Source organism: Arthrobacter sp. SRS-W-1-2016 (assembly GCF_002009585.1).
Classification (GTDB): domain Bacteria; phylum Actinomycetota; class Actinomycetes; order Actinomycetales; family Micrococcaceae; genus Arthrobacter; species Arthrobacter bambusae_A.
This window is the reverse complement of sequence record NZ_MTPV01000014.1, coordinates 90,208-116,029: the sequence shown is the minus strand read 5'-3', so window position 1 is coordinate 116,029 and position 25,822 is coordinate 90,208. Positions and strand designations below refer to the sequence as shown.

Genomic DNA, 25,822 nt, shown 5'->3' with positions numbered 1-25,822 from the left:
ACAACTGCGAGCTAGTTGGGCCTGGCACGCGGGAGGTTAGCGCGCCGTCAGGGCCGCGAGGGCCATGCGTTCGAGGATGGGCCTCGCGGTTTTGACCGCCATGCGTCGTCCATGGTGCCGGACCGAGTGTGGCGTCGAGTTGATGAGGCCGAAGGCGGCGTGGGCGCGGACCCGGAGTTCGGCAGGATCGGTTTCCGGATGAAGTTCGCCAAGCACACCCACCCACAGTTCCACGTAATTGCGCTGCAGTGTGCGGACTTCGGCCTGGTCGGCGTTGCTGAGGTTGCTGAAGTCGCGGTCCTGGACCCGGATGACATCGGGATTGCTGAGGGCGAAGTCCACATGGAACTCCACCAGTCCGTGCAACGCGGCTTCGGCGTCGGGGGCCTCGGACGCCACGGTGCGTCCGCCGTCGAGCAGGTTCCGGCTCACGCTCAACAGCAACTCGGCCAGTACGGCTTGTTTTCCCGGGAAATGCCGGTACACGGCAGGACCGCTGACTCCAGCCGCGGCACCCAGGTCCTCAAGGGACACGCGGTTGAAACCGTCGGCGGCGAACAACCCGGCTGCGGCGGTCAGGAGGGCCTTGCGCCGTGTTTCCTTGGCCTGGCTTCTCTGGGTCGGGCTCTCTTGCTTGGGGCTCCGCGGGGTAGGGCCGTCCTGCTGGGAGCTCCGTTGGAAGGTGACCACAATTCCTCCTTTTGCACGCGTCCACTTCGGCGCCGGCACCGGGGTGGCCCGGTGCGGAGGTGATGGACAACACAGTTAATAGAGACTAACCTAAATTCCAGTTATGCGGTACTAACTGAGATGGCCATGGGCCGGGATGGGACACAGTCGATGGAGACACTCGCCAGCCAGCTGGATACCAGCAGCGACCAGTTCGCGGCCAACGCGGAAGCGCAGCTGTCCCTGGTACACGAGCTCAAGAAGCGCCTTGCCGTGGCCGCGCTCGGCGGCCCGGAGAAGTCGCGTGAGCGGCACATTTCCCGGGGCAAGCTGTTGCCGCGCGAGCGGATCAACTACTTGTTGGACGAAGGAAGCCCTTTCCTGGAGATCGCCCCCTTGGCGGCCAACGGGATGTACAACGATGACTCGCCGGGCGCCGGCGTGATCGCGGGAATCGGGCTGGTCCACGGCCGCCAGGTGATGGTGGTTTCGAACGACGCCACGGTCAAGGGCGGAACGTATTACCCGATGACAGTGAAGAAGCACCTCCGGGCCCAGGAAATCGCCCTGGAAAACAAGCTGCCATGCGTCTACCTCGTGGATTCCGGGGGAGCGTTCCTGCCGAAGCAGGACGAGGTGTTCCCGGATAAAGAGCACTTTGGCCGGATCTTCTTCAACCAGGCGAAGATGTCCGCCGCAAAGATCCCGCAGATCGCGTCCGTCATGGGATCCTGCACCGCCGGCGGCGCCTACGTTCCCGCCATGAGCGACGAGACCGTCATTGTCCGCAACCAAGGCACCATCTTCCTGGGCGGGCCGCCCCTCGTGAAGGCCGCCATCGGTGAAATCGTTACGGCCGAGGAACTCGGAGGCGGCGACGTCCACTCGCGGATTTCCGGCGTGACGGACCACCTCGCCGAAAACGACGAGCATGCCCTGCAGATCGTCCGCGACATCGTCGCCACCCTGCCCCAGCCGGCGGCCCCGGCATGGGACGTGGACACCGCCGTCGAGCCCGTGGTGGACCCGGCCGAGATCTATGGAGCCGTTCCCACGGACGTCAACGCCCAGTACGACGTCCACGAAGTCATCGCCCGCCTGGTGGACGGCTCCAGGTTCCATGAGTTCAAGAGGAACTACGGCACCACCCTGGTGACCGGATTCGCGAAGCTCCATGGCCACCCCGTGGGTATCGTCGCCAACAACGGTGTGCTGTTCAGCGAGTCCGCCCTCAAGGGCGCGCACTTCATCGAGTTGTGCGACCAGCGTGGCATCCCGCTGGTCTTCCTGCAAAACCTTTCCGGCTTCATGGTGGGCAAGGACTACGAGCACGGCGGCATCGCCAAGAACGGCGCCAAGATGGTCACCGCCGTGGCTACCGCCCGCGTGCCCAAGCTGACCGTGGTAATCGGCGGTTCCTTCGGCGCCGGAAACTACTCCATGTGCGGCCGGGCCTACTCGCCGCGCTTCCTCTGGATGTGGCCGGCCAGCAGGATTTCGGTCATGGGCGGGAACCAGGCCTCCAGCGTGCTGGCCACCGTCAAACGCGACCAGTACGAGGCCCGCGGCGAGGAATGGTCCGCCGAGGACGAGGAAGCCTTCAAAGCCCCCATCAAGCAGCAGTACGAGGATCAAGGCAGTCCCTACTACTCCACCGCCCGGCTCTGGGACGACGGCATCATCGACCCCGCAGATACCCGGCGCATCCTGGGCATGGCCCTCGATACCGTCTCCCGCCAATCCCTGCCGGAAACCTCCTTCGGCCTCTTCCGGATGTGACCCCATGACAATCAACTCCTTCGACACCGTACTTGTCGCCAACCGCGGCGAGATCGCCTGCCGCGTCATCCGTACCCTCAAGGCCATGGGCATCCGTTCGGTGGCGGTCTATTCAGACGCCGACGCCGGAGCCCGCCACGTGCGCGAAGCCGATGCTGCCGTCCGGATCGGTACTGCTGCGGCAGCTGACAGCTACCTCCGGATCGACGCGATCATCGAGGCCTGCCTGCAAAGCGGCGCGCAAGCCGTCCACCCCGGCTACGGATTCCTCGCCGAGAACGTGGAGTTCGCCAAGGCCCTGGACGCTGCCGGCATCGCGTTCATCGGCCCCGGCATCGACGCCATCGAGATCATGGGCGACAAGATCCGTTCCAAGAACCACGTCATGTCCTACGGCGTCCCCTGCGTTCCGGGGATCGCCGAACCCGGCCTGAGTGACGAGGAACTGATCGACGCGGCGCCCGGCGTCGGCTTCCCCCTGCTGATCAAGCCCTCGGCAGGAGGCGGCGGCAAAGGCATGCACATCGTGGAGCGGCTGGAGGACATGGCGGCGACCCTGGTGACGGCCCGCCGCGTGGCGGCGAGCGCCTTCGGCGATGACACCCTCTTCCTCGAGCGGCTCATCCAAACGCCCCGGCACATCGAAGTCCAGGTCCTCGCCGACAACCACGGCAACGTCATACACCTCGGCGAGCGCGAGTGTTCGCTCCAGCGCCGACACCAAAAGGTGATCGAGGAAGCACCGTCCCCCTTGCTGGAGTCGCTCGCGAACGGCGCCGAGGTCCGGGCGCGGATCGGTGAGGCAGCCTGCCAGGCTGCCCGAAGCGTCAACTACAGCGGTGCGGGCACGGTGGAGTTCCTGGTCTCGGACGAGGATCCGGAGCACTTCTTCTTCATGGAGATGAACACCCGCCTCCAGGTGGAGCACCCGGTCACGGAAATGGTCACGGGCATCGATCTGGTCGAATGGCAAGTGCGCGTCGCCGCAGGTGAGGTCCTCACGGTGGCACAGTCCGACGTCGTGCTTGACGGCCACGCGGTGGAGGCACGCGTCTACGCGGAGGTTCCCGAACGCGGTTTCCTGCCGTCCATCGGCGAGATCGTGACGCTCCGGGAACGGGCAAGCAACGATCCGCACGTCCGCGTCGACTCGGCCATGCTTCCGGGACTGACCGTCACCGGCGATTACGATCCCATGCTCGCCAAGGTCATTGCGTGGGGACCGGACCGCAAGGCGGCGTTGGACACCCTTGACCACGCGCTGGGGGACTACGCGCTGCTGGGTGTGCACACGAACGTCGAGTACCTGCGGCTCCTGGTCAACGACGACGACGTCCGCGCCGGACGCCTCGACACCGGCTTGATCGAGCGCAAACTGGACGGGTTGGAATTCCGTCAAGCGGGCGACGTCGAGTTGATCGCCGCCGCGCTGCTCAACCGGACAGAACTGCTCAACCGGACAGAGCTGCTCAACCGGACAGAACTGCTCACCCGCTCGGAACCGGCTCCTGCCGGAACGGGAGCACCCTGGAACACCGCCGACGGATGGCGCGTCGGCGCCCCCGCGCCGTGGAAGGCCACCATCGGACGTCCCGACGGCGGCCTGGCCACCGTGGGGCTGACGGTGAAAGGGCCGGGCTTCACGGCGCGGGTGGACGACGGCGTCGAGCATTCTGCCGCCCTGCGTCCGGGATCCGCGGGGCATGCGGTGCTGGTGCTCGACGGCGCCGAGCACCCCTTCGCGTACGGTTCACCGTCGCCGGTGGCCGGGACGCGCGAGCTGTGGCTCGGCAGCGACGGCTGGTCCTGCCGTTTGGAGATCCTGGACCGCGAGACCCGGATCCAACGCATCCTGGCGGGCATCCAGCGCGAAGAAGGCGCCGCGGATCCCGAAGTCCGGTCTCCCATGCCGGGAACCGTCGTCTCCGTTTCGGTGCACAACGGCGACCAGGTGGAAGCAGGCCAGGTACTCCTTTCCGTGGAGGCGATGAAGATGGAGCACCAACTGGTGGCCTCGGTGTCCGGCACCGTGCACCTCAGCAGCAAAACCGGGGACCTCGTGAAGGCCGATCAAGTCCTCGCCACCATCCACGTGTTGGCGGAACCCACCTCCGAAGCCGCAGCGGAACCGGACCCTGAACTTACAGCAGAAAACCAGAAAGACGAGGAAGTCTAGCCATGGCAAGTTTTGAGCTCACCGAGGAATACCAGGACCTGAGCGACTCCGTCCGGGAATTCGCCGACGAGGTAGTGGCCCCCGTATCCACCAAGCACGACGAGGAACACAGCTTCCCGTACGAGGTCGTCAAGCAGATGGGCGAGATGGGCCTTTTCGGCCTGCCCTTCCCTGAAGAGTTCGGCGGAATGGGCGGCGACTATTTCGCGCTCGCCCTCGCGCTGGAACAACTGGGCCGGGTGGACCAGTCCGTGGCCATCACCCTCGAGGCAGGCGTATCGCTCGGTGCCATGCCGGTGTACCGCTTCGGCACCCAGGAGCAGAAGGAACACTGGCTGCCCCGGTTGACCTCGGCCGAAGCGCTCGCAGGCTTCGGCCTGACCGAGCCGGAAGCCGGCTCGGACGCCGGAGGCACCAAGACGAACGCCCACCTCGAGGACGGCCGCTGGGTCATCAACGGCAACAAGGAGTTCATCACCAACTCCGGGACCGACATCACCCGGCTCGTCACCGTCACCGCCGTCACCGGGCAGCACGAACGCAAGGACGGGAGCATCAAAAAGGAAATCTCCACCATCCTGGTTCCCACCGACACGCCCGGTTTCACCGCCGAAAAGGCCTACAACAAGGTGGGCTGGAACGCCTCCGACACCCACCCGCTGACCCTGAACAACGTGCGGGTGCCCGAAGAAAACCTGCTCGGCGTCCGGGGACGCGGCTACGCCAACTTCCTGTCCATCCTGGACGAAGGCCGCATCGCCATCGCCGCGCTCGCCACTGGCGCTGCCCAGGGCTGCGTCGATTTGTCCGTGAAATACGCCAAGGAACGCATGGCCTTCGGACAGAACATCGGCAAGTACCAGGCCATCCAGTTCAAGATCGCGCGCATGCAGGCACGGGCCCACACGGCACGCCTGGCCTACTTCGATGCGGCCGCGAGGATGCTGGCAGGCAAGCCGTTCAAGACCGAAGCGGCCATCGCTAAGATGGTCGCAGGCGAGGCAGCCATGGACAACGCGCGGGACGCCACCCAGGTGTTCGGCGGCTATGGCTTCATCAACGAATTCACGGTGGCGCGCCACTACCGCGACTCCAAGATCCTGGAAGTCGGGGAAGGCACCACCGAGGTCCAGTTGATGCTCATCGCCCGCGAGCTGGGCCTTTAACCGTCAGGGAAGGTAAACGATGATTGACAAAGTTGTTGCCAGCGCCGCGGAAGCGGTGAAGGACATCCACGACGGCGCCTCTCTCGCCGTCGGCGGGTTCGGCTTGTGCGGTATCCCGGTGGCGCTGATCGATGCGCTCCACGATCAAGGCACCAAGGACCTTGAAACCGTCAGCAACAACTGCGGCGTGGACGACTGGGGCCTGGGCATCCTGCTGAGGGACGGGCGTATCCGCCGGACCATCAGCTCCTATGTCGGTGAGAACAAGGAGTTCGCACGCCAGTACCTCGCCGGTGAACTCGAGGTGGTCCTCACCCCGCAAGGTACTCTCGCCGAGAAACTGCGCGCCGGCGGCGCCGGCATCCCCGCCTTCTTCACGGCGGCCGGCGTCGGGACACAGGTCTCGGAGGGCGGACTTCCGCAAAAGTACGACGCCGACGGCAGCGTGGCGATCGCTTCCTCACCCAAGGAAGTGCGCACCTTCAACGGGGCGGACTATGTCCTGGAGGAATCCCTGACGCCCGATTTCGGACTGGTCCACGCTTGGAAGGGCGACCGCCACGGGAACCTTGTCTTCCACGCGACGGCCATGAACTTCAATCCACTCTGCGCCATGGCGGCACGGATCACCATCGCCGAGGTCGAAGAACTCGTGGAACCCGGCGAACTCGATCCGCAGCACATCCACACCCCGGGCATCTTCGTCCAGCGGGTCGTGGTGGCGCCGGACACCGAGAAGCGCATCGAGAAGCGGACGGTCGCGTTGACCCGACAGGCAGGAGCGTAGCCATGGAATCGAACATCACCCAGGATGTGCCGCCGCGTCCCGAGACCGTCAGGCACGAGTACCGCCGCGCCGGCGTCGAACACCACGAGGGCAAAGGGTGGACGCGGAACGAACTGGCCGCCCGCGTAGCCCGCGAACTGAGCAACGGGCAATACGTCAACCTCGGGATCGGCATGCCCACCCTGATTCCCAACTACATTCCCGAAGGCGTCGAGGTGATCCTGCATTCCGAGAACGGGATCCTGGGCGTGGGCCCCTATCCCGCCGACGATCAAGTGGATCCCGATCTGATCAACGCCGGCAAGGAAACGGTCACTGTCAACGCGGGTGCCGCGTTCTTCGACTCGGCTACGTCGTTCGGTATGATCCGTGGCGGCCATGTGGATGTCGCCGTGCTGGGCGCGATGGAGGTCGCGGCCAACGGGGACCTGGCCAACTGGATGGTTCCGGGCAAAATGGTCAAGGGCATGGGCGGCGCCATGGACCTGGTGTTCGGCGCGAAGCGGGTGATCGTGATGATGGAGCACGTGGACCGCAACGGCAAGCCCAAGATCGTCAAGGAATGCTCCTTGCCCGTCACGGGGAAGGGCTGCGTGGACCGGATCATCACCGACCTCGCCGTGATCGACGTCGTGTCCGAAGGCGGGGCATCGAGGCTCGTCCTGCGCGAATTGGCCCCGAATGTCTCCGCCGAAGACGTGGCCGCCGCGACCGGCGTCGAACTCTTCGAAGAGGACCAGGAGCTGACTGTATGACCAACGTCTCCGAATCCGGAGTCGCCGAACCCCGCATTGTCGAGCAGCGGGGCCTGTACTTCGACGAACTCGAGGAAGGCGTCGTGTACGCCCACCGGCCCGGGCGGACCGTCACCGAAACGGACAACGTCCTGTTCACCACGCTGACCATGAACACGCAAGCATTGCACCTGGACGCGGCGTGGAGCGCGAAGCAGCCCTTCGGCCAGAGGCTTATGAACTCGATGTTCACCTTGTCCACCATGGTGGGACAGTCCGTGACGCAACTGACCCAAGGCACCATCATTGCCCAACTGGGCCTCACGGACGTCTCATTCCCGCACCCGCTCTACCACGGTGACACCCTCTACACGGAGACTGTCATCACCGGGAAACGGGAGTCGTCGTCGCGTCCCGGGCAGGGCGTGGTGACCATGAAACACACCGGCCGCAACCAGGACGGGACGGTTGTGGCGCTGGCCACGCGGGCCTGCCTCATGTGGAGCCGGACCGCGCATCTGGAGGCACAACAGGGGACAATCAATACATGACCTTCACCATGGGCCCCGCTTTGCTTTTCTGCCCCGCCGACCGTCCGGAGCGGTTCCAAAAGGCCGCTGAACGTTCCGACGCCGTCATCGTGGACCTCGAGGACGCCGTCGCCCCCGCAGACAAGAAGCGGGCGAGGGGCGCCATCCTCGCCCAGCTCGGCTCCGGCGGCGAGACGGCCGAACTCGACCCGAGCCGCACGATTGTGCGCGTCAATCCGGTCGGCACCCCGGACTTCGAGAAGGACCTGCACTGCCTCGCGCATACTCCCTACCGCACCGTCATGCTGGCGAAGGCCGAGACCGGTGAACAGCTGAAAGCACTCGAGGGATACCACGTCATCGCCCTCTGCGAGACGGCCAAAGGAATCGTCAACGCGGCTGAGATCGCCCAGGCCCCCAACGTTGTCGGACTGATGTGGGGCGCCGAGGACCTGATCGCCTCCATGGGCGGCACCTCCAGCCGCAAGCACGACGGCGGCTACCGGGCCGTCGCAATGCACTCGCGGTCCACGGTGCTGCTCGCGGCCAAAGCCGCAGGCAAGGAAGCGATCGACTCGGTCTACGTCGACATTCCCGATCTTGCCGGGCTGGCCGCGGAGTCAGCCGACGCCGTGGCCAGCGGGTTCGGTGCGAAGGCCTGCATCCACCCGAACCAGGTTGCCGTCGTCCGCGAAGCCTATGCGCCGTCGCCCGAGGCCGTCGCCGGGGCCCGGGACCTGCTTGACGCTGCGGCCGCGGCTGGAACGGGCGTGTTCCAATACAAAGGCAAAATGGTGGACGGTCCCATCCTGAAACACGCCGAATCCACGTTGCGCAGGGCCCGGCTTTCCTGAAGCGCTATTGACCGCGCCGTCGTGACTTCGGCAGGGACAACGGAGCGATGACCTCGTAGAGCTCCATGCGGATCCAGCGCTGCCCAGTCTCGCGGAACTCGGCCCTCGTGGCGAAGCGGTACAGGAAGCTGCGCGCCCGTACCCAACGCGGCGGCGCGCCGTCGAACGGGTCCTGGCGCAACAAGCGCAAAGTGGGCGGATCGGCGTCGAGCAGTTTGCCCAGGAACGCGTAGAACCATTCCTCGTGCACCGTGCGCAAGGGCAGGAACCACATCAGCCAGTCGAGCCGCAAGTGGTACGGCGCCCATTGTCGGGGGAGCCGGCGGACGTCGCCGGGCTTGCCCTTGAAGCCGTATTCGTGCCAATCCGCCTCGTCGACCGGAACATCGGCCTGGGTGCCCTCCACCACGATTTCCACCCGGTGCCTTGTCACCGTGCCGAACGCCCCGTAGGTGTTGACCAATTGCCACCGGTTGAAGCTGGCGTTCATGAGCTGCCCCCGAGAGAGCAGGTTGCGGGCCGGCCAATAGCTGAGCACCACGAGGAGCACCGTCACCGCGAGGACGACGGCGAGCCACCACACCGGGGTCTGAGCCGTGGCCGGGTACCGCTGTCGCGGTATGAAGGGCAGCACGGCATGGGCCTCCCGGTCGCCCACCGCAGCGAAGGCGAGCACGATCGCGGACCAATTGAGCCACGCGAAGTTTCCACTCCCCACAAGCCAAAGCTGCGTGAAGACGACAATTCCGGCGGCAATGGTGGCCAGCGGCTGCGGGGCGAACAGGAAGAACGGCACCACCAGCTGGGCGAAGTGGTTGCCGAGCACTTCCATCCGGTGCAACGGCTTGGGCAACAGATGCGCCTGGCGGCTCAATGGCCCCGGCATGGGCTGCGTCTCGTGGTGGTAGTACAGGGCGGTTAAATCACGCCACTCGCTTCCGCCGTGGATCTTGATCATGCCCGCGCCGAATTCGAGCCTGAACAGCAGCCACACGAGCAGGACGAGGATGGTTCTCGGCGGGGGAGTCTGATCCGAACCGAGGAAGCCCACAGTGAAGCCCATTTCCAACAGCAGCATCTCCCAGCCGAAGCCGTAGAAGGTCTGTCCGACGTTGACGATCGACATGTAGAGCAACCACAACGCCAGGAACGCCGCCAAGGGAAGCCACGGCGGGCCCAGCTGCGGCAACCCGCCCACGAGGGTCAGGGACACGGCTAGCCCGGCAGCGCACACGGCCCGGAGCAACGCGTCCGAATACTTCCAACGGAACAGGCTGGGCCTGCGCAAGACCCTGTGGACGTCTACGTACCTCGGAACAGGCAGGAGCCCGTGCTCCCCGAGGAGCGCGGGAAACTGGTTGAGGCTGGACAGGAACGCGATGAAATAGAGCGCGGCCGTGCCGCGCTGTAGCACCTGCCGGGCGAATTCATAGTCCGGCGCCTCGAACCACGAGACCCAGTCCACAAACCAACGCTACGCCTGGGGTGCGGGATACTTAAGCAATGCAGCCGCGCAAGATCATCCTCCTCGGGTCCACTGGTTCCATCGGCACTCAAGCCATTGACGTCGTCGACGCCGCCCCGCATCTCTTCGAGGTCGTGGCACTGAGCGCGGGCGGCGGGAACCTTGAACTCATCGCGCGGCAGGCTGTCCACACCAAGGCCCAGGCAGTCGGCATTGCCTACGGCGATCCCCATGAACTCCGGAGACTCATCGGCGCTGCGGCCTCTGCCGCCGGGCTCCGGAACTACGATCCGGCGATCATCACGGGGCCGGATGCGTCCACCAAGATTGCCGCGATCGAAGCGGACGTCGTGCTCAACGGCATCACAGGATCCATCGGCCTGGCGCCCACGCTGGCAGCCCTCAAGTCCGGCGCGATCCTGGCCCTGGCGAACAAGGAATCCCTGATCGTCGGCGGCGCACTGGTGAAGGCCGCGGCCGCCGTCGACCAGATCGTGCCCGTGGATTCGGAGCACTCCGCCATCGCCCAATGCCTCCGAGCGGGAACCGACAAAGAGGTCCGGAAAATCATCCTGACGGCGTCCGGCGGACCTTTCCGGGGCCGTAGCCGCGAGCAACTCCGCGACGTCACCCCGGCCGAGGCCCTTGCCCACCCCACGTGGGACATGGGCCTGATGGTCACCACCAACTCGGCCAGCCTGGTCAACAAGGGGCTGGAGGTCATCGAAGCCCACTTGCTCTTCGACGTCCCCTTGGACAGGATCGACGTCGTGGTGCACCCGCAATCCGTGGTGCATTCCATGGTGGAATTCGTGGACGGCTCCATCATTGCCCAGGCTTCTCCGCCGGATATGCGCCTCCCCATCGCCCTCGGACTCGGGTGGCCGGACCGCGTGCCCGGCGCCGCAAAGCCCTGCGACTGGAGCCGGGCCGCGAGTTGGACGTTCGAGCCCCTCGACTCGGTAGCCTTCCCGGCGGTGGAACTGGCCAAGGACGCAGCGAAGCAGGGGAGCACCTTCCCGGCGGTCTTCAACGCGGCCAACGAGGAAGCGGTGGAGGCCTTCCACGCCGGCAGGATCCGGTTCACCGACATCGTGGACACGGTGGAGTCCGTGCTCAGCGAACATTCAGGATCCTTGGAGCTGACAGTGGACTCCGTGTTGGATGCTGAGAGGTGGGCACGCACGCGCACCCACGATCGTTTAGCCAACAGCACCCTTTAGGAAGCAGTACTTAAGGCATGAATCCCGTCATTCTGTTCATTCTCGGAGTCGTCTTCGTCGCGATCGGCGTGGCTGTCTCCATTGCGCTGCATGAGGTGGGGCACTTGGTTCCCGCCAAGCTGTTCAAAGTGCGCGTCACGAAATACATGATTGGTTTCGGCCCTACCCTGTGGTCCAAGCGGAAAGGCGAGACCGAATACGGCGTCAAGGCCATCCCGTTGGGCGGCTACGTCGCCATGATCGGCATGTACCCGCCCAACAAGGAAGACGGCAGCGTCAGGCCGTCCAGCACCGGCATGTTCCAGACGCTCGCCACCGAGGCCCGGTCCGCGGCGCACGAGGAAGTTGGCCCCGGGGACGAGAACAGGGTCTTCTACAGGCTGCCGGTCTGGAAGAAGGTCATCATCATGCTGGGTGGCCCGGCCATGAACCTGCTCATCGGCCTGGTCCTGACCGCGGTGCTGCTCATGGGCTTCGGAGTGTCCTCGGCCACCACCACCATTGCCGAAGTGTCCAAGTGCCAGGTCAAGGCCGGTGAGACCGTCGATCCGAACTCCCCGAACTGCCAGCTGACCCCGGCTGCGGTGGCCAAGCTCCAGCCCAACGACGTCGTCACCAGCTTCGATGGCAAGCCCGTGACGAGTTGGGCTGAAATGAGCGGCTGGATCCGGGCATCCGCCGGCAAGTCTGTCCAGATCACCGTGGATCGTGGCGGCAAGAGCGTCACCACGCAAGTAACCCCGGTGCTTTCCGCGCGCCCCGTCGTTGGGGACAACGGCCAGCAGGCCAAGGGCGCGGACGGCAAGCCCTTGTACGAGCAAGTCGGGTTCCTTGGCATCGGTGCGCAGACCGCCATGGTGCCCCAACCGGCGTCGACCGTTCTTCCGATGGCAGGCGAGAACATCAAACAGATTGCCGGAGTCATCCTCAACCTGCCCGCGAGGGTGGTCGGCGTGGCGCAGGCGGCTTTCGGTTCCGAGCCGCGAGATCCCAATGGCCCCATCAGCGTGGTGGGCGTCGGCCGGGTGGCCGGTGAAGTGGCTGCCATGGACCAGGTTCCGCTGCAATCGCGCATCGGGGCCCTCGTGGGGCTCCTCGCCGGACTGAACTTCGCGCTCGCCATCTTCAATCTGGTTCCGCTCCTGCCGCTCGACGGCGGACATGTTGCGGGCGCGCTCTACGAGGGAGCCCGCCGTCGGATCGCCAAGCTGTTCGGCAAACCGGATCCGGGAGCTTTCGACATCGCCAAGCTCCTGCCGCTCACCTACGTCGTGGCGAGTGTCCTCATGGCCATGAGCGCACTGCTGATCTATGCGGACATCGTCAAGCCCGTCAACCTCTTTGGCTGATGCTGAATTGTGCCGGGGGGATAGGCTATCCATATGACTGTTTTCGCTGTTGAGTACGTGTACGACGCCGAGTCCGCCGAGGTGCGCGACGCGAACCGCCCCGCCCACCGTGCCTGGCTCGCCAGCCTCGCCGAGCAGGGAACCCTGCTGGCGAGCGGCCCTTACACCGACGGCGCTGGTGCGCTGCTGCTGCTCGAGGCCGCCGACGAGTCCGAGTTGAACGCCACGCTGAAGGAGGATCCGTTCGCCGCCGTCCGCGGGATTGCAGGCATCCGGACATCGGAGTGGAACCCCGTGATCGGAATGCTCTCCGCCCACGCTTCCTAGCAGCTTGACCGGCCGGAGTCCGGACTCCGGCCCCACGATCCACCCATTTCAACCCAAGGAGTCCACGTGACCTCGGTCAGCCTGGGAATGCCGTCAGCCCCGCCCCCCGTTCTCGCGCCCCGCCGCAAGACCCGCCAGATCAAGGTGGGGTCGGTCGGCGTCGGCTCCGATTCACCCATCAGCGTGCAATCGATGACCACCACGCCCACGACGGACATCAACGCCACGCTGCAGCAAATCGCGGAGCTGACGGCGTCCGGCTGCGACATCGTGCGTGTCGCCTGCCCCTCCGCGGACGACGCCGAGGCATTGCCGATCATCGCCCGCAAGTCCCAGATTCCCGTGATCGCGGATATCCACTTCCAGCCGAAGTACGTCTTCGCCGCGATCGAAGCCGGTTGCGCCGCGGTGCGCGTCAATCCGGGCAATATCCGCAAGTTCGATGACCAGGTGAAGGAAATCGCCAAGGCCGCCAAGGACCACGGCACGTCGATCAGGATCGGCGTCAACGCAGGATCCCTGGAGCCCGGCATCCTGAAGAAGTACGGCAAGGCCACCCCGGAAGCCCTCGTGGAATCGGCCGTGTGGGAAGCTTCGTTGTTCGAGGAACACGGCTTCCACGATTTCAAGATCTCCGTCAAGCACAACGACCCCGTCATCATGGTGGCGGCTTACGAGATGCTTGCCGAAAAGGGCGACTGGCCCCTGCACCTTGGCGTGACCGAGGCCGGACCGGCTTTCCAGGGCACCATCAAGTCCGCCACGGCGTTTGGTGCGCTGCTGTCCCGGGGCATCGGCGACACCATCCGCGTGTCCCTCTCCGCGCCGCCTGTTGAGGAAATCAAGGTCGGCAACCAGATCCTGCAGTCACTCAACCTGCGCCCCCGCAAGCTCGAAATCGTCTCCTGCCCGTCATGCGGACGCGCCCAGGTGGACGTCTACACACTGGCCGAGCAGGTCACGGCCGGGCTTGAGGGAATGGAGATTCCGCTGCGCGTCGCCGTCATGGGTTGCGTGGTGAACGGACCGGGCGAGGCCCGTGAAGCCGATCTTGGTGTGGCGTCCGGAAACGGCAAGGGACAGATCTTCGTGAAGGGCGAAGTCATTAAGACTGTCCCCGAGAGCCAGATTGTTGAGACACTGATCGAAGAGGCCATGCGTATCGCCGAAGAGATGGGGGAGGCCGATGGCGAAGATGCTGTCAAGGGTAGCCCCGTGGTTAGCGTCTCGTAGCGAGACAGCCGCCGATGGGATTTCCGTCCGGGTGCTCGGCGCTGCCGACACCCGGGCCCTTCGCGTGCTCGCGATGGAAGACCCCGTAGCGAACGTCTTCATTCTGGCGCACCTCGATTCGTCGGGGAGCGCCGCACCGACGTCCGGCGGCGCGAGCGTCTTCGGAGTGTTCGACGGCGACGCCCTGGTGGGTGCCTGCTGGGCCGGCGCCAACCTGGTTCCGGTGCAGCTGGACCCCGAGCTGGCGCCACGCGTTGCAGCGGTTGCACACCGGGCCGGCCGCCGCTATGCCTCGATTTTCGGGCCCGCGGAGACCGTGCTGGCACTCCATTCCCGCTTGGAGCAACTGGGGCATTTCGCCCACGAGGTACGTGCCGACCAACCGCTCCTGGCAATAGCGGGACCCCCCGCCGTCGACGCCAATCCGCAGCTCGGCTTCGGCAACATCGCGGACTTCGACCGGATCCTGCCCGCCTGTGCCGCCATGTTCGAAGAAGAAGTGGGGTATTCACCTTTTCTTGGGAGCGAGGACTTCTACAGCCGCCGGGTGTCCGGACTGATCCGGCAAGGCCATTCCCTGGTGCACATCAACGCGGACGGGACGGTGAAGTTCAAAGCCGAACTCGGGGCCGTCACCGCCCAGGCCACCCAGGTGCAGGGCGTGTGGATGAACCCCGAGTTCCGCGGCCAAGGACTCAGCGCAGGGTACATGGCGGGAGTGGTGGTCCTGGCGCAGAAGTTCGCGCCGATCACGAGCCTCTACGTCAACGAATACAACACCAGGGCACGCGCCACGTACGAGCGGGTGGGTTTCCAACGCCTCGGAACCTTCGCCACGGTCCTGTACTGACCGGCCCAACCCTGTACTGACCGGCCCAACTAACTCGCAGTTGTTGTCGTTTTGAGGGCTCATAACGACATCTACTGCGAGTCAGTTGGGTGGGAGAGCTCGCCGGTGAGGTAGTGCTGGACGTTCGGGGCCACGAGCCGGACCACCTCGTCCCGGGAAGCCGAAGCCAACGGTTCCAGCCGGACCACGTAGCGCATCAGCATGAGCCCCACTACCTGCGTGGCAACGAGGTTGCCGCGCATTTTCGCCTCCTCGGGGGAGCCGGGAAGGCCCGCCGTGATCCTGGACAGGATGGTCCTCGCCACCATCTCCCGCAGCAAGGCGGTCTTGGCCTTGGAACCGATCGTTCCCCTGACGAAGGCGACAAGCCCGTGTTGCGCCGGGCTTTCCCACAGCCGCAACACGGCGCGGACGATTGCTTCGGCGCGTTGCCCAGGATCGAGTTCTTCGACGCCGGCAAGGACCTCGTCGGGATCCGCGGGGAGCTCGATGCTCTGGGCGAAAAGCTCGTCCTTGCCCTTGAAGAAATGGTGGACCATGGCCGGGTCCACTTCCGCTTCACGGGCCACTTGCCGCAGGCTCGTCCCGTCGAAACCGTGCTCGGCGAAGAGCCGGCGCGCTGTGGCCAGGATCAGTTCGCGGGAGTCGCTGCCGCCGCTCCGGCGTCCCCGCCGCAGGGGAGGCAAGGCGCCGCTCACGAGGTCCGCCGTCGGAGGGTGAACGATGCCAGGACCAATACTCCGATGACGATCGCCGCCATGATCCCGGCATCCTGCCACATGGTTTGCGTCGCTTCGGTGTTGTCGGCGATCTGTTGGAGCGCATCGACCGAAAACGTCAGCGGCAGCACATTGGAGATGCCCTCCAGGAGGCTGTTCATGTGGTCCCTGGCCACGAAAAGCCCGCACAACAGGATCTGCGGTATGACCACGACGGGCATGAACTGCACCGCCTGGAATTCGGTCCGTGCAAAGGCTGAGCACAAGAGGCCGAGCGCGACGCCCAGCACGGCATTGATGACGGCGATCAGCACGACAAAACCCGGACCGCCCCTGATGTCCAGGTTGAAGATCCAGTAGGCCACAGCCGTGGCGACAAGGGATTGGAGAGCGGCCATGATGGAGAACGCCAACGCATAGCCGAACAGGAGATCGGCTTTGTGGATGGGCGTCGTCAGGAGCCGTTCCAACGTTCCCGAGGTCCTTTCGCGCAACATCGTGATCGACGTGACCAGGAACATCACCACAAACGGGAAAATGGCCAGCATCATGAGTCCCACACGGTCAAAGGTCCGGGGGAATCCGGGAGGCAGGGTTTCGTTCTCGAAGAGATAGTAGACGCCCGTGAGGAGCAGGGCGGGAACCACCATGATGAGGGCGACGCTTCGGTGGTCGTGGCGCAGTTGGTCCAAAACCCGCCTGGTGGTGGCAAACATCATCCGTGGATTCATGACGCCACCTGGCTTTCGTTGGCACTCCGGCGATTCGGGACGCCGCTTGTTTCCCGGATGATGTGCAGGAAGGCCTGTTCCAAGTCGTTGCTGTGGCCCCGCTCGCTGAGTTCCGCCGGACTGAGCTGCGCGAGCAGCAAACCTTCGCGGAGCAGGAGCAGCGATGAACAGTGCGAGGCCTCTTCCATGACATGGCTCGACACCAACAGGGTGGTGCCGGCTTCGGCCATGGCGGCAAACCGTTCCCACAGCTCGGCACGCAGGACGGGATCCAAACCCACCGTCGGTTCGTCGAGGATCAGCAGCTTGGGACGCGAGACGAGCGCGCAGGCCAGCGAGACCCGGCTGAATTCGCCGCCGGACAGGTCCGCCGTCCTTTGCCGTGCCAGCGTTTCGAGCCCGACGGCGGCAATCGCCTCCGCGGTGTCGGCCGCCGAGACGCCGTGCATGGCTCCGAAATACCTGACGTTCGCTTCGACGCTGAGGTCCGTGTAGACGCTCGGTGCCTGGGTGACGTATCCGACGTCGTGCCGCAAGGACGGCGTACCGGCAGGTCGGCCCAATACCTCCACGCTGCCGGCGGTGAGTCGCTGGACCCCCACGATGCAGCGCATGAGGGTTGTCTTGCCGCTCCCGGAGGGTCCGAGCAGGCCCGTGATCCGCCCGGTCTCCATGGCGAAGTCCACGCCGCGCAGGATCTTTTTATGGCCGCGGGTGACGTGCAGGCCTTCCGCTTTGACCGCCGGAGGCCTGCCCGGCGCATTACTTCCTGGTACACTGTGGGACATCGTCGCCTCCGGGATAATTTATTCATCAGGTGATGAATAAAAGGTAGGCCCGCAACCGGTTGGCGTCAACAAAAAATTGATAAGTCCAAGCCCTTGAAAAAAGTGTCCGCAATCACATAAGTTCAAATCAGCCGTGTCGCTGGGGCGCGGATGGTTTCAGAGAGGAAACACAGACAAATGACTGTAAGCGTTGATCTTTTGAAGGCATCCGACAGGTCTCACTGAGCCTCCAAGACAGCGCGAGCGGCCGAGCGGCCGCTGAGCCACGCCATGGCAGGATGACCAGCCGCCCAGCGGCCAGGGGCTTCCTCGCACCATGGCGTGGCTCCTCTTCGTTCGGGGCCTCTCCTGCCTTGGGGGAGGAACCCAGGGGAGTGGCAGCGGCAGGTTCACCGGCCGCAAGCCGGTAGATTGGTACACAGTAGTTTTTGCCAGCTCTTGCCATAGAAACGGATTCTGCCCCGTGGTCCTTCGCCTCTCCCAGCTGTTCCTGCGCACCCTGCGTGAAGATCCCGTCGACGCCGAAGTCGCAAGCCACAAACTCCTGGTCCGCGCGGGCTACATCCGCCGTGCCGCGCCCGGCATCTACACGTGGCTGCCTTTGGGACTGAGTGTGCTGCGCAAGGTCGAGCAGATCATCCGCGAGGAAATGGCCGCCATCGGCGCCCAGGAAGTCCACTTCCCGGCGCTGCTGCCCCGGGAACCCTATGAGGCAACCAACCGCTGGACCGAATACGGCGAGGGGCTGTTCCGGCTCCAGGACCGCAAGGGTGCCGACTACCTTCTCGCGCCCACCCACGAGGAAATGTTCACCCTCCTGGTCAAGGACCTGTACTCCTCGTACAAGGACCTGCCGCTGAGCCTCTACCAGATCCAGAACAAGTACCGCGACGAAGCGCGTCCCCGCGCGGGGCTCCTCCGCGGCCGCGAATTCATCATGAAGGATTCGTACTCCTTCGACGTCGACGACGCCGGCCTGGACGCGAGCTACGCGGCCCACCGCGCCGCGTACCTGAAAATCTTCGAGCGCCTCGGCCTTGAGGTCATCCCCGTCGCCGCCACGGCAGGCGCCATGGGCGGATCCAAGAGCGAGGAGTTCCTGCACCCCACCGAGATCGGCGAGGACACCTTCGTGCGCTCGGCAGGCGGGTACGCGGCCAACGTCGAAGCCGTGACCACCGTGGTCCCGGCCGACATCGATTTCAGCAACGCGCCTCCAGCACGCGTCCTGGACACGCCTGACACGCCCACCATCGAAACCCTGGTGGCGGCCGCCAACCAGCTCGCTCCCCGCAGCGATTCCGACGGCGGCGCCTGGACTGGCGCCGACACCCTCAAGAATGTGGTCCTCGCCGTCACGCTGCCCACCGGTGAGCGCCAGATCGTGGTCATCGGCGTCCCCGGAGACCGCGCCGTGGACCTCAAGCGCGTCGAAGCCAACATCGGTTCATTCCTGCCCATTGCCGGAGAGATCGGCCTCGAAGCGGCCAACGAGGACGACCTCAAGAAGATCCCGGAACTCGTCAAGGGCTACATCGGCCCCGGCCTGGTCCTCGGCGAGGCCGTGCTCGGCCTCGAAGGCACGTCCAAGTTGCTCTTCCTGGTGGACCCCCGGGTGGTCCCGGGCACCAGCTGGGTCACCGGCGCGAACGAAGACGGCAAGCACGTCTTCGGCCTCGTCGCCGGGCGCGACTTCGCCTGGGACGGCGTCATCGAATGCACCGAGGTTCGCGCGGGAGACGAAGCCCCGGACGGCTCCGGTCCCTTGGAGACTGCGCGCGGCATCGAAATGGGCCACATCTTCCAGCTCGGCCGCAAGTACGCCGAAGCCCTCGACCTGAAGGTCCTTGACCAGAACGGCAAGCAGGTCGTGGTCACGATGGGCTCGTATGGAGTCGGCGTGACCCGTGCCGTGGCCGCCCTGGCCGAGGCCAACAACGACGACCGTGGCTTGATCTGGCCGCGCTCCGTGGCCCCCGCGGATGTCCACGTGGTCGCCGTCGGACGCGGCGAGGAAATCTTCGCGGCGGCGGAAAAGCTCTCCGCCGAACTCGAAGCCGCCGGCCTCGACGTGATCTACGACGACCGCCCCAAGGTTTCCCCCGGCGTGAAGTTCGGCGACGCCGAGCTCGTGGGCGTCCCCACCATCGTGGCGGTCGGCCGCGGCCTGGTGGACGGCGTTGTGGAGATCAAGGACCGTCGTACCGGAGAGGCCGAGAACGTGGCAGTCGAAAAGGCTGCCGACTACGTGGTCAACGCCGTACGCCAGAAGTGATCTCCGGCTTCGAGTCGGTCCAGCTCACCACGCTCATCATGATCGTGGTGGCCGGATTCGCTGCCGGCTGGATAGACGCCGTGGTGGGCGGCGGGGGACTGATCCAGCTCCCCGCCTTGCTCCTGGTTCCGGGGATCACCCCGGTCCAGGCGCTGGCCACCAACAAAATGGGCTCCATCTTCGGGACGACAACGAGCGCGGTCACTTATTACCGCCGGGTCGGCCCTGACCTCAAGACGGCCATCCCGATGGCGGTGATTGCCCTCGCGGGCAGTTTCGGCGGTGCCGTCCTGGCAGCCAACCTTCCCGCGAACGTGTTCAAACCCATCATCGTGGTGGCGCTTATCGCCGTCGCGCTCTTCACCGCGCTGCGGCCCAACGCAGGCGAGTTGACGGCCCTGCGTCACGACGGCCACACGCACTATGTCGTGGCGTGCGCCATCGGGGCGGTGATCGGGTTCTACGACGGTCTGATAGGTCCCGGAACAGGCTCGTTCCTGGTGATCGCCCTCGTCTCCGCCATGGGCTATGCGTTCCTCGAGGCCAGCGCCAAGGCGAAGATCGTCAACATGGCCACCAACGCCGGAGCCCTCTTGTTCTTCCTGCCGCACGGATCGCTGCTGTGGGGCGTCGGCGCAGTGCTGGGCCTGTCGAACATGGCCGGTGGCTACTTGGGCGCCCGGACCGCCGTGAAACAGGGCAGCGGCTTTGTGCGTATCGTGTTCCTGATCGTCGTCGGCGCGTTGATCATCAAACTCGGCATGGATGTCTGGAACGACTACGTCGCCACGTAGCGTTACGGACGTCGGGAGCGATCGCCGGCGCGAAGCCGCGGAAGTCTGACGCTAATTCGACGCGGCCTGTCCCGGTTCGGGAAGGTCGTGCGCGGCGGGCAGCCCGTCCAGCGGCCGTCCCGCAAGGGTGCTGGCCACCCACAAGGAGCGCGCCAGATCGCCTTCATGGCGTGGTTTGCCGGCATACGACAGCGCGTTTTCGACCTCGCGGACCAGGCTCCATTCCCGGGCCGCTTCGCCGTCAAGGCCGGCCGCGCTGCTGAAATCCGCGCAGCGCTCCAGGAGGGCGACTTCCGGCGCCGTCCTGGAGAGATCGCGGATGCGGTTCCATAGGACCGGGGCGACGGCGAATTCCGCCTCACCGATCATCGGTTGCGGATCGATCGCCACGTAGGCGCGTTTGCCTGCTGACCCGGCCCCCTTGAACGCGCCACCGGGGGAGCCGTTGAGATGGGGGAGGATGTTCATGAAATGCAGGTCGCAATGCACCAGCACGTCCCGGCCCGAGCGCCGACCTACTGCGCCCCGCGTCTGGCATACCTCCAAGGCGGCTTCGAGGAGCCACCGGGGAAAGGGCTGGCCCAGGTGCTCCCAATCGGCAGGCAACTCGTCGCTCCAGCGTTCGGCCCGGGCCGCGATGTGCTCAAACTCTTTCCATTCGGACCGCTCGTCCGGCTCGATGCTGAGTTCCCGCATGAGCGTTCCCCAGACGTCGCGCGCTTCATCCATCCGGGCGCCCTGCAGCCAGCTGACGGCGTCGAGCCGCTCCAGGAGCATCGCGCAGGAGGCGGCATCGGCGTCGAGCAGCCTGACGGCTCCGTTGCCTCCCCACAGGGCCAGGGCATGCCGTTCGACGAGGGCCTCCTCGTGCGGGAACGCTATTTTGAGCACCGAACGGGCACCGTCGTAGAGGACCGGAATGACGATGCCGCCATGGCCATTCCATGGTTCCACGCCGGGTTCCAGGTCGACGGACAGCTGCCAGCGTTCCAGGCTCGCGTTGATCAGCCCGGGCAGCCCTGAGAGCCACGCGCGCCCCTCCGCTGTGCGGGAGTAGCGTGCCTGGAGGTCGCCAGGGATGGAAACGAAGGTAGTCATCACTGTCAGACTACCCAAGCCGGTCCCGGAGTGGTTCAGACCACTCCGGAGGAGCCCAGGAGGCTTCCGATCAGGAACGTCGCGGCCAGCGCAAGGGCTCCGCCGATGACGACCCGCACGGCGGCACGGGTTTTCGAGCTGCCGCCGATCCATGCTCCAAGGGCTCCCGTGATGGCCAACGCGAGCAGCACGGAAATGAAGGTCAGGGGTACACGCAGGCCCGGGGGCGGGAGCAGGATCGCGAGCAGGGGCAGTACCGCGCCGAGGGTGAAGGCAATGGCGGAGGCGAAGGCCGCATGCCACGGGCTCACGATGTCGTCCTCATCGATGTTCAATTCGGCGGAAAGGTGGGCGGCCAAGGCATCGTGTTCCGTCAATTCGACGGCCACCTTACGGGCGGTTTCAGGACGCAGGCCCTTGGCCTGGTAGATCGCAGTCAGCTCGGCCAGCTCTTCTTCGGGTTCCTCGGCGAGTTCCCGGCGCTCCTTCTCGATGAGTGCCTTTTGGCTGTCGCTTTGGCTGCTGACGGATACGTACTCGCCGAGTGCCATCGACACCGCACCGCCCACGAGCCCGGCGGCTCCAGCGGTGAGGATGGCGCCGGTATTCGTCGTAGCGCCGGCGACGCCCACCACGATGGCGGCAACGGAGACGATTCCGTCGTTGGCGCCAAGGACTCCGGCCCGAAGCCAGTTGAGCCGGTGGGCGAGGTCGTTGGCGTGTGGTTCGTTCTCATGAAGGGCTGCAGTTTCGATGGAAGCCATGGTACAAGCCAAGCACTCGGGGAGGGCTGCCGCCAGCAAAGAAAGGCTTTCCTATGGAGACGGAGTTCCTGACGGCAGCGGCGGCAGTGCCGCGTCGTCGACGGAAAGTCCCGCGAACGGGCCAACCGGAGTTCCCCAGGCCTGGCTGCGTTTGGCCGCGTCGACAAGCCCGTCGATGGCCCATTGGCGCGTCGCGCCGTCCGACAACGCCACGAGGTCGGCATAGGCCGTCAGCGAGCTGGACTCCATGCTGCCCAGCGCCAGGGCGGGTTTGGCGGCGAAAGTGGCGGGCAGCCGATAGCCGGCTTCCCGCGGAGGTGTGGCGATGCAGTGCAGCCTGCCCTGGGCTTCCGCTCCACGGAGCAGTTCCTGATGACGGGCCAACCAGGTGGCTGCCGTCGCGGAAGCCTTCGCGTCCAGCCTGGTCAAGGCCACTTGGTACGCATAGATCGACTCCTGCTCGGAGCTGACGACGGCAGCCAGGGCGGCCGGCAGATCTGCCGTGGTGGGCGCTGTTCCGGGTGTCGGTGCAGTGGTCGACGTACCCGGCGATGCAGGGCAGCTTGGCGGCGGGGTCGGGGCGGAACTCGCCTCGGCCGGGGTCGCCGGTGCCGGCAAGCCCCACGCCACGGCCAGCCGCGATGACTCAAGCAGCTGGGCGGTCCCGACGGCGGCAAGCAGCCGTGCCATGCCGCCGTCGGCGTCCGCCGCGTCCGCCAAGCGACGGGACGCGCTCGAGGTGAGTTCTGAGACAAAGGCCGCCCGGGTCGGGCGGTCCTGGGTGGCGCCGGGACTGGTGGAAGCCGAGGGCATGGTCGATGGCGACGAACCGGGAAGCGGAAGCAGCGCGCGCGTCTGGATTGTCAGCAACATCACAGTGTCGGTGCTCTCCAGAGCCGAGGCGCTGCCCAAAAGCGCCTCGGTCGACGACAGCGCTGCGGAACGGGCAGTTTCGGAAAACGGCACCGCGTGCGGCTTTCCGGCGTCCCGCGGGACAAGGACGGCGCCCACTCCGAGGACGAGGACTGCGAGGAAAGCCAGGAGGAGGCCTTTCATCCAGCGACGGCTCCGTGGTTTCTCAACAGTCTCGTGGTTCACAACAGACTATGGTGTCACGCCCACGGACCACTTGCGTCTCCCGCGGAGAAGCACCGTGCACCACGCCGCCGTAAATGTCGTTAAGCTAGTAGTCACAACATCATCTATCGGGAGGCGGCTGGCCAGTGAGTCATTCGGAAGCCACGACTTCAACAGACCAGGCTGGAACGGATCCGACGAGTCCGGCACAACACGAGGTCCGCAACCCCGAGGAGAGCAGGCTGAAGGCGCTTCTGGAGCCTGCCGTCCTGGCAAGCCGGCTCTACCTTGAGGATGTTGCCATCCAGGTTGCCGGTTCGCACCGGGTAGTCCACGTGGTCATCGACCTGCCCCAGGAGGAAACCGGGGGCGTCAGCCTGGACGTCATCGCTGAAATCTCCAGGGCCCTTTCGGACATCCTGGACAACGATCCCCGCACCGACGGCCGCCCCTACGACCTCGAGGTCTCCTCGCCCGGCGTCGGACGGCCCCTCACCGAGCCCCGCCACTGGCACCGGGCACGCGGACGCATGGTCAAAGTCAACGTGATCCAGGGCGAGAACCTGACAGGCCGGATCCAGTCCGTCGACGACGACGGCGTCACACTGGTTCCCGAGCAAGAGGTCAAGAAGGGCATGAAGCCCAAGCAGGGCGAACCCGTGAAAATTCCTTTCGACAGGATCCGCCAAGGAAAAGTCGAGATAGAGTTCAGCCACCTCAACGAGGCCGTGCTGGAAGACGAGTACAACGGACCTTCCGAGGAGGCCTAATGGATATTGACATGAGTGCGCTGAGACTCCTGGAGCGTGAGCGTGAAATCCCGCTGGACCTCCTGATTCCCACCATCGAGCAGGCGCTCCTGGTGGCCTACCACAAGACGCCGGGCGCTTTCGAAAAGGCCCGTGCCGAGCTGGACCGCAAGAGCGGGCACGTGACCATTTGGGCCACGGAAATCGACGACGACGGCGAAGCCATCGGCGAGTTCGAGGACACTCCTGCGGGCTTCGGCCGCATCGCAGCGAGCACCGCGCGGCAGATCATCCTGCAGCGCCTGCGCGACGTCGAGGACGACAACGTCCTCGGCGAATTCAAGGGCCGTGAAGGTGAGCTTGTCGCCGGCCTGATCCAGCAGGGCAACAACCCGCACATGATCCAGGTGAACCTCGGTTCCGTGGAAGCCTTGCTGCCGCCGCCCGAGCAGGTGCCGGGGGAGAAGTACACGCACGGGAACCGGCTGCGTGCGTTTGTGGTGGACGTCCACCGCGGCGCCAAGGGACCCTCCATCACACTGTCGCGTTCACACCCGGGCCTCGTCCGGAAGCTTTTCGAGCTGGAGGTCCCGGAGATCGCGGACCGTTCCGTCGAGATCGTGGCGCTGGCGCGCGAAGCCGGCCACAGGACCAAAATGGCAGTCAAAGCCAACACCCCCGGCATCAACGCCAAGGGTGCGTGCATTGGTGAAATGGGCTCCCGCGTCCGCGCAGTCATGACCGAACTCAACGACGAAAAGATCGACATCGTCGACTTCAGCGAAGACCCGGCGACCTTCATCGCCAACTCCCTTTCGCCGTCGCGCGTGAATTCCGTCACGATCACCGACGAAGCCACGCGCTCCGCCCGGGTGGTTGTTCCCGACTACCAGCTGTCCCTCGCCATCGGCAAGGAAGGCCAGAACGCGCGCCTCGCAGCCAAGCTGACCGGCTGGCGTATCGACATCGTCTCTGACGCCACTCCGGCCAAGGGCAACTAAATACCCCAGACCGTACCCGGCCCCGGATCCACGCACCTTGTGGATTCGGTGGCCGGGGCCTCGGGGGCTTAGAATAGATGGAACCGGGCCTATGCCCGGTATCCGTGCGCTTTGGCGTGCTCGCGACTTGTGGGGACAACAATCCCAACAAGGCAAGGGCCCGCGCCGGGCAAAGCAGAACCGTAGAAGACAGGTAAAGACACTGAGGCAGGTTGATACACCCAGTGACTGAACTGCTTCACACCAGGCACCAGCCTGTGCGCACCTGCATCGGATGCCGGAAACAAGGCAAGCGGAGCGAGTTGATCCGGCTTGTCGCCGAAGGCGGCGGGTCACCCGTCGTCCTGGTGGATGAACGACGCCGGATGGCTGGCCGGGGTGCGTGGCTGCACCCCAGCACCACATGCCTGGCGTTGGCAAGCAAACGGCGTGCTTTCTCAAGGGCCCTCGCGGGCGCAAGCGAAGTCACCGCCGTCGAAAGCTACCTGGCGGCAGTCATACCCCCTGCGGACACCCCCGTGAAAGCAGGAAAACCGTCCAAACCTGAAAGCGGGTCAGAAAACTGATGGAAACCCGATGAGTTCCCAGCGATGAGTGCGCAACGATGACAATTTTGTTGCGCTCTGCACAGGGCCTATCCGCCGCGTTCGTGGCAGGGGCCCGCAGTAAGAATTAGACGGTTCG

Annotated in this window: 25 protein-coding genes; 17 read left to right on the top strand and 8 right to left on the bottom strand. The window is 65.3% G+C overall.

What is annotated here, in order from left to right:
- Positions 1–36: 36 nt before the first annotated feature.
- Complete coding sequence (locus tag BMF89_RS03700) at positions 37–690, bottom strand: TetR/AcrR family transcriptional regulator (RefSeq protein WP_078105720.1); 654 nt, start codon at positions 688–690, stop codon at positions 37–39.
- Between the two features lie 150 nt (positions 691–840).
- On the opposite strand from BMF89_RS03700, the gene BMF89_RS03695 reads away from it, so the two are divergent.
- Genes BMF89_RS03695 through BMF89_RS03665 form a run of 7 tightly spaced genes read left to right on the top strand, consistent with a single transcriptional unit; the run spans position 841 to position 8,695 of the window.
- Complete coding sequence (locus tag BMF89_RS03695; RefSeq protein WP_078105719.1) at positions 841–2,448, top strand: carboxyl transferase domain-containing protein; 1,608 nt, start codon at positions 841–843, stop codon at positions 2,446–2,448.
- A gap of 4 nt (positions 2,449–2,452) precedes the next feature.
- Positions 2,453–4,624, top strand: a complete 2,172-nt coding sequence (locus tag BMF89_RS03690; RefSeq protein ID WP_078105718.1) for a biotin carboxylase N-terminal domain-containing protein — start codon at positions 2,453–2,455, stop codon at positions 4,622–4,624.
- Positions 4,625–4,626: 2 nt separating this feature from the next.
- Positions 4,627–5,790: an acyl-CoA dehydrogenase family protein gene (locus tag BMF89_RS03685; protein WP_078105717.1), complete on the top strand. Its 1,164-nt coding sequence runs from the start codon at positions 4,627–4,629 to the stop codon at positions 5,788–5,790.
- Between the two features lie 19 nt (positions 5,791–5,809).
- Positions 5,810–6,577, top strand: coding sequence for a CoA transferase subunit A (locus BMF89_RS03680; RefSeq protein ID WP_078105716.1), 768 nt, complete (start codon positions 5,810–5,812; stop codon positions 6,575–6,577).
- Between the two features lie 2 nt (positions 6,578–6,579).
- Positions 6,580–7,332 carry a CoA transferase subunit B gene (locus BMF89_RS03675; protein WP_078105715.1) on the top strand — a complete coding sequence of 251 codons (753 nt, stop codon included), beginning with the start codon at positions 6,580–6,582 and terminating at the stop codon, positions 7,330–7,332.
- Positions 7,329–7,862, top strand: coding sequence for a MaoC family dehydratase (locus tag BMF89_RS03670; RefSeq protein ID WP_078105714.1), 534 nt, complete (start codon positions 7,329–7,331; stop codon positions 7,860–7,862). The genes BMF89_RS03675 and BMF89_RS03670 overlap by 4 nt, the downstream gene beginning before the upstream one ends.
- Positions 7,859–8,695, top strand: coding sequence for a CoA ester lyase (locus tag BMF89_RS03665; protein ID WP_078105713.1), 837 nt, complete (start codon positions 7,859–7,861; stop codon positions 8,693–8,695). The genes BMF89_RS03670 and BMF89_RS03665 overlap by 4 nt, the downstream gene beginning before the upstream one ends.
- A 4-nt stretch (positions 8,696–8,699) precedes the next feature.
- Here BMF89_RS03665 and BMF89_RS03660 read toward each other — a convergent pair whose 3' ends face one another.
- On the bottom strand, positions 8,700–10,160 hold the full coding sequence (locus BMF89_RS03660) for a lipase maturation factor family protein (protein ID WP_078105712.1): 1,461 nt from the start codon (positions 10,158–10,160) through the stop codon (positions 8,700–8,702).
- 38 nt (positions 10,161–10,198) lie between these two features.
- Here BMF89_RS03660 and dxr point away from each other — a divergent pair, with 38 nt between their 5' ends.
- From dxr to BMF89_RS03635, 5 genes are all read left to right on the top strand, one after another.
- Positions 10,199–11,383 (top strand): 1-deoxy-D-xylulose-5-phosphate reductoisomerase, encoded by a 1,185-nt coding sequence (gene dxr, locus BMF89_RS03655; RefSeq protein WP_078105711.1) that lies wholly within the window; start codon positions 10,199–10,201, stop codon positions 11,381–11,383.
- Between the two features lie 17 nt (positions 11,384–11,400).
- Positions 11,401–12,732, top strand: a complete 1,332-nt coding sequence (locus BMF89_RS03650) for a site-2 protease family protein (protein WP_078105710.1) — start codon at positions 11,401–11,403, stop codon at positions 12,730–12,732.
- A gap of 33 nt (positions 12,733–12,765) precedes the next feature.
- Positions 12,766–13,059 carry a YciI family protein gene (locus BMF89_RS03645; protein ID WP_078105709.1) on the top strand — a complete coding sequence of 98 codons (294 nt, stop codon included), beginning with the start codon at positions 12,766–12,768 and terminating at the stop codon, positions 13,057–13,059.
- A 66-nt stretch (positions 13,060–13,125) separates the two neighbouring features.
- Positions 13,126–14,292, top strand: coding sequence for a flavodoxin-dependent (E)-4-hydroxy-3-methylbut-2-enyl-diphosphate synthase (gene ispG / locus BMF89_RS03640; RefSeq protein WP_078105708.1), 1,167 nt, complete (start codon positions 13,126–13,128; stop codon positions 14,290–14,292).
- Positions 14,255–15,142, top strand: coding sequence for a DUF4081 domain-containing GNAT family N-acetyltransferase (locus BMF89_RS03635; RefSeq protein WP_078105750.1), 888 nt, complete (start codon positions 14,255–14,257; stop codon positions 15,140–15,142). The genes ispG and BMF89_RS03635 overlap by 38 nt, the downstream gene beginning before the upstream one ends.
- A gap of 71 nt (positions 15,143–15,213) precedes the next feature.
- On the opposite strand, the gene BMF89_RS03630 is transcribed toward BMF89_RS03635, so the two are convergent.
- The 3 genes from BMF89_RS03630 to BMF89_RS03620 are packed head-to-tail and all read right to left on the bottom strand — an operon-like array spanning position 15,214 to position 17,380.
- Positions 15,214–15,840: a TetR family transcriptional regulator gene (locus BMF89_RS03630; protein ID WP_078105707.1), complete on the bottom strand. Its 627-nt coding sequence runs from the start codon at positions 15,838–15,840 to the stop codon at positions 15,214–15,216.
- The gene (locus BMF89_RS03625; RefSeq protein ID WP_078105706.1) at positions 15,837–16,580 is read right to left on the bottom strand and encodes an ABC transporter permease; all 744 of its coding nucleotides are present in this window, start codon (positions 16,578–16,580) and stop codon (positions 15,837–15,839) included. The genes BMF89_RS03630 and BMF89_RS03625 overlap by 4 nt, the downstream gene beginning before the upstream one ends.
- Positions 16,581–16,588: 8 nt before the next feature.
- Positions 16,589–17,380 (bottom strand): ABC transporter ATP-binding protein, encoded by a 792-nt coding sequence (locus tag BMF89_RS03620; protein ID WP_078105705.1) that lies wholly within the window; start codon positions 17,378–17,380, stop codon positions 16,589–16,591.
- Positions 17,381–17,843: 463 nt separating this feature from the next.
- On the opposite strand from BMF89_RS03620, the gene BMF89_RS03615 reads away from it, so the two are divergent.
- Positions 17,844–19,655, top strand: a complete 1,812-nt coding sequence (locus BMF89_RS03615) for a proline--tRNA ligase (RefSeq protein ID WP_078105704.1) — start codon at positions 17,844–17,846, stop codon at positions 19,653–19,655.
- The gene (locus tag BMF89_RS03610; protein ID WP_078105703.1) at positions 19,652–20,449 is read left to right on the top strand and encodes a TSUP family transporter; all 798 of its coding nucleotides are present in this window, start codon (positions 19,652–19,654) and stop codon (positions 20,447–20,449) included. The genes BMF89_RS03615 and BMF89_RS03610 overlap by 4 nt, the downstream gene beginning before the upstream one ends.
- A 51-nt stretch (positions 20,450–20,500) precedes the next feature.
- Here BMF89_RS03610 and BMF89_RS03605 read toward each other — a convergent pair whose 3' ends face one another.
- From BMF89_RS03605 to BMF89_RS03595, 3 genes are read right to left on the bottom strand one after another with little or no spacing between them, the layout of a single operon-like run.
- A complete protein-coding gene (locus tag BMF89_RS03605; RefSeq protein WP_078105702.1) occupies positions 20,501–21,547 on the bottom strand; it encodes an aminoglycoside phosphotransferase family protein in 1,047 nt (348 codons plus the stop codon).
- Positions 21,548–21,582: 35 nt separating this feature from the next.
- Complete coding sequence (locus BMF89_RS03600) at positions 21,583–22,311, bottom strand: VIT1/CCC1 transporter family protein (RefSeq protein ID WP_078105749.1); 729 nt, start codon at positions 22,309–22,311, stop codon at positions 21,583–21,585.
- A gap of 51 nt (positions 22,312–22,362) precedes the next feature.
- Complete coding sequence (locus tag BMF89_RS03595; RefSeq protein ID WP_253190684.1) at positions 22,363–23,367, bottom strand: DUF4439 domain-containing protein; 1,005 nt, start codon at positions 23,365–23,367, stop codon at positions 22,363–22,365.
- Between the two features lie 167 nt (positions 23,368–23,534).
- Here BMF89_RS03595 and rimP point away from each other — a divergent pair, with 167 nt between their 5' ends.
- The 3 genes from rimP (at position 23,535) to BMF89_RS03580 (ending at position 25,704) form a co-directional block, all read left to right on the top strand.
- Positions 23,535–24,158 carry a ribosome maturation factor RimP gene (gene rimP / locus BMF89_RS03590; protein WP_078105701.1) on the top strand — a complete coding sequence of 208 codons (624 nt, stop codon included), beginning with the start codon at positions 23,535–23,537 and terminating at the stop codon, positions 24,156–24,158.
- Positions 24,158–25,138 (top strand): transcription termination factor NusA, encoded by a 981-nt coding sequence (gene nusA / locus BMF89_RS03585; protein ID WP_078105700.1) that lies wholly within the window; start codon positions 24,158–24,160, stop codon positions 25,136–25,138. The genes rimP and nusA overlap by 1 nt, the downstream gene beginning before the upstream one ends.
- A 224-nt stretch (positions 25,139–25,362) precedes the next feature.
- Complete coding sequence (locus BMF89_RS03580) at positions 25,363–25,704, top strand: YlxR family protein (protein WP_171983387.1); 342 nt, start codon at positions 25,363–25,365, stop codon at positions 25,702–25,704.
- Positions 25,705–25,822: the final 118 nt, after the last annotated feature.

Coding starts and splice junctions, on each gene's coding strand:
- BMF89_RS03695 (WP_078105719.1), top strand. CDS start 841: ATGGAGACACTCGCCAGCCAGCTGGATACCAGCAGCGACCAGTTCGCG.
- BMF89_RS03620 (WP_078105705.1), bottom strand. CDS start 17,380: ATGTCCCACAGTGTACCAGGAAGTAATGCGCCGGGCAGGCCTCCGGCG.
- BMF89_RS03690 (WP_078105718.1), top strand. CDS start 2,453: ATGACAATCAACTCCTTCGACACCGTACTTGTCGCCAACCGCGGCGAG.
- BMF89_RS03650 (WP_078105710.1), top strand. CDS start 11,401: ATGAATCCCGTCATTCTGTTCATTCTCGGAGTCGTCTTCGTCGCGATC.
- BMF89_RS03605 (WP_078105702.1), bottom strand. CDS start 21,547: ATGACTACCTTCGTTTCCATCCCTGGCGACCTCCAGGCACGCTACTCC.
- BMF89_RS03680 (WP_078105716.1), top strand. CDS start 5,810: ATGATTGACAAAGTTGTTGCCAGCGCCGCGGAAGCGGTGAAGGACATC.
- dxr (WP_078105711.1), top strand. CDS start 10,199: ATGCAGCCGCGCAAGATCATCCTCCTCGGGTCCACTGGTTCCATCGGC.
- BMF89_RS03665 (WP_078105713.1), top strand. CDS start 7,859: ATGACCTTCACCATGGGCCCCGCTTTGCTTTTCTGCCCCGCCGACCGT.
- BMF89_RS03635 (WP_078105750.1), top strand. CDS start 14,255: ATGCTGTCAAGGGTAGCCCCGTGGTTAGCGTCTCGTAGCGAGACAGCC.
- BMF89_RS03595 (WP_253190684.1), bottom strand. CDS start 23,367: ATGAAAGGCCTCCTCCTGGCTTTCCTCGCAGTCCTCGTCCTCGGAGTG.
- BMF89_RS03670 (WP_078105714.1), top strand. CDS start 7,329: ATGACCAACGTCTCCGAATCCGGAGTCGCCGAACCCCGCATTGTCGAG.
- nusA (WP_078105700.1), top strand. CDS start 24,158: ATGGATATTGACATGAGTGCGCTGAGACTCCTGGAGCGTGAGCGTGAA.
- BMF89_RS03685 (WP_078105717.1), top strand. CDS start 4,627: ATGGCAAGTTTTGAGCTCACCGAGGAATACCAGGACCTGAGCGACTCC.
- BMF89_RS03645 (WP_078105709.1), top strand. CDS start 12,766: ATGACTGTTTTCGCTGTTGAGTACGTGTACGACGCCGAGTCCGCCGAG.
- BMF89_RS03625 (WP_078105706.1), bottom strand. CDS start 16,580: ATGATGTTTGCCACCACCAGGCGGGTTTTGGACCAACTGCGCCACGAC.
- BMF89_RS03600 (WP_078105749.1), bottom strand. CDS start 22,311: ATGGCTTCCATCGAAACTGCAGCCCTTCATGAGAACGAACCACACGCC.
- BMF89_RS03675 (WP_078105715.1), top strand. CDS start 6,580: ATGGAATCGAACATCACCCAGGATGTGCCGCCGCGTCCCGAGACCGTC.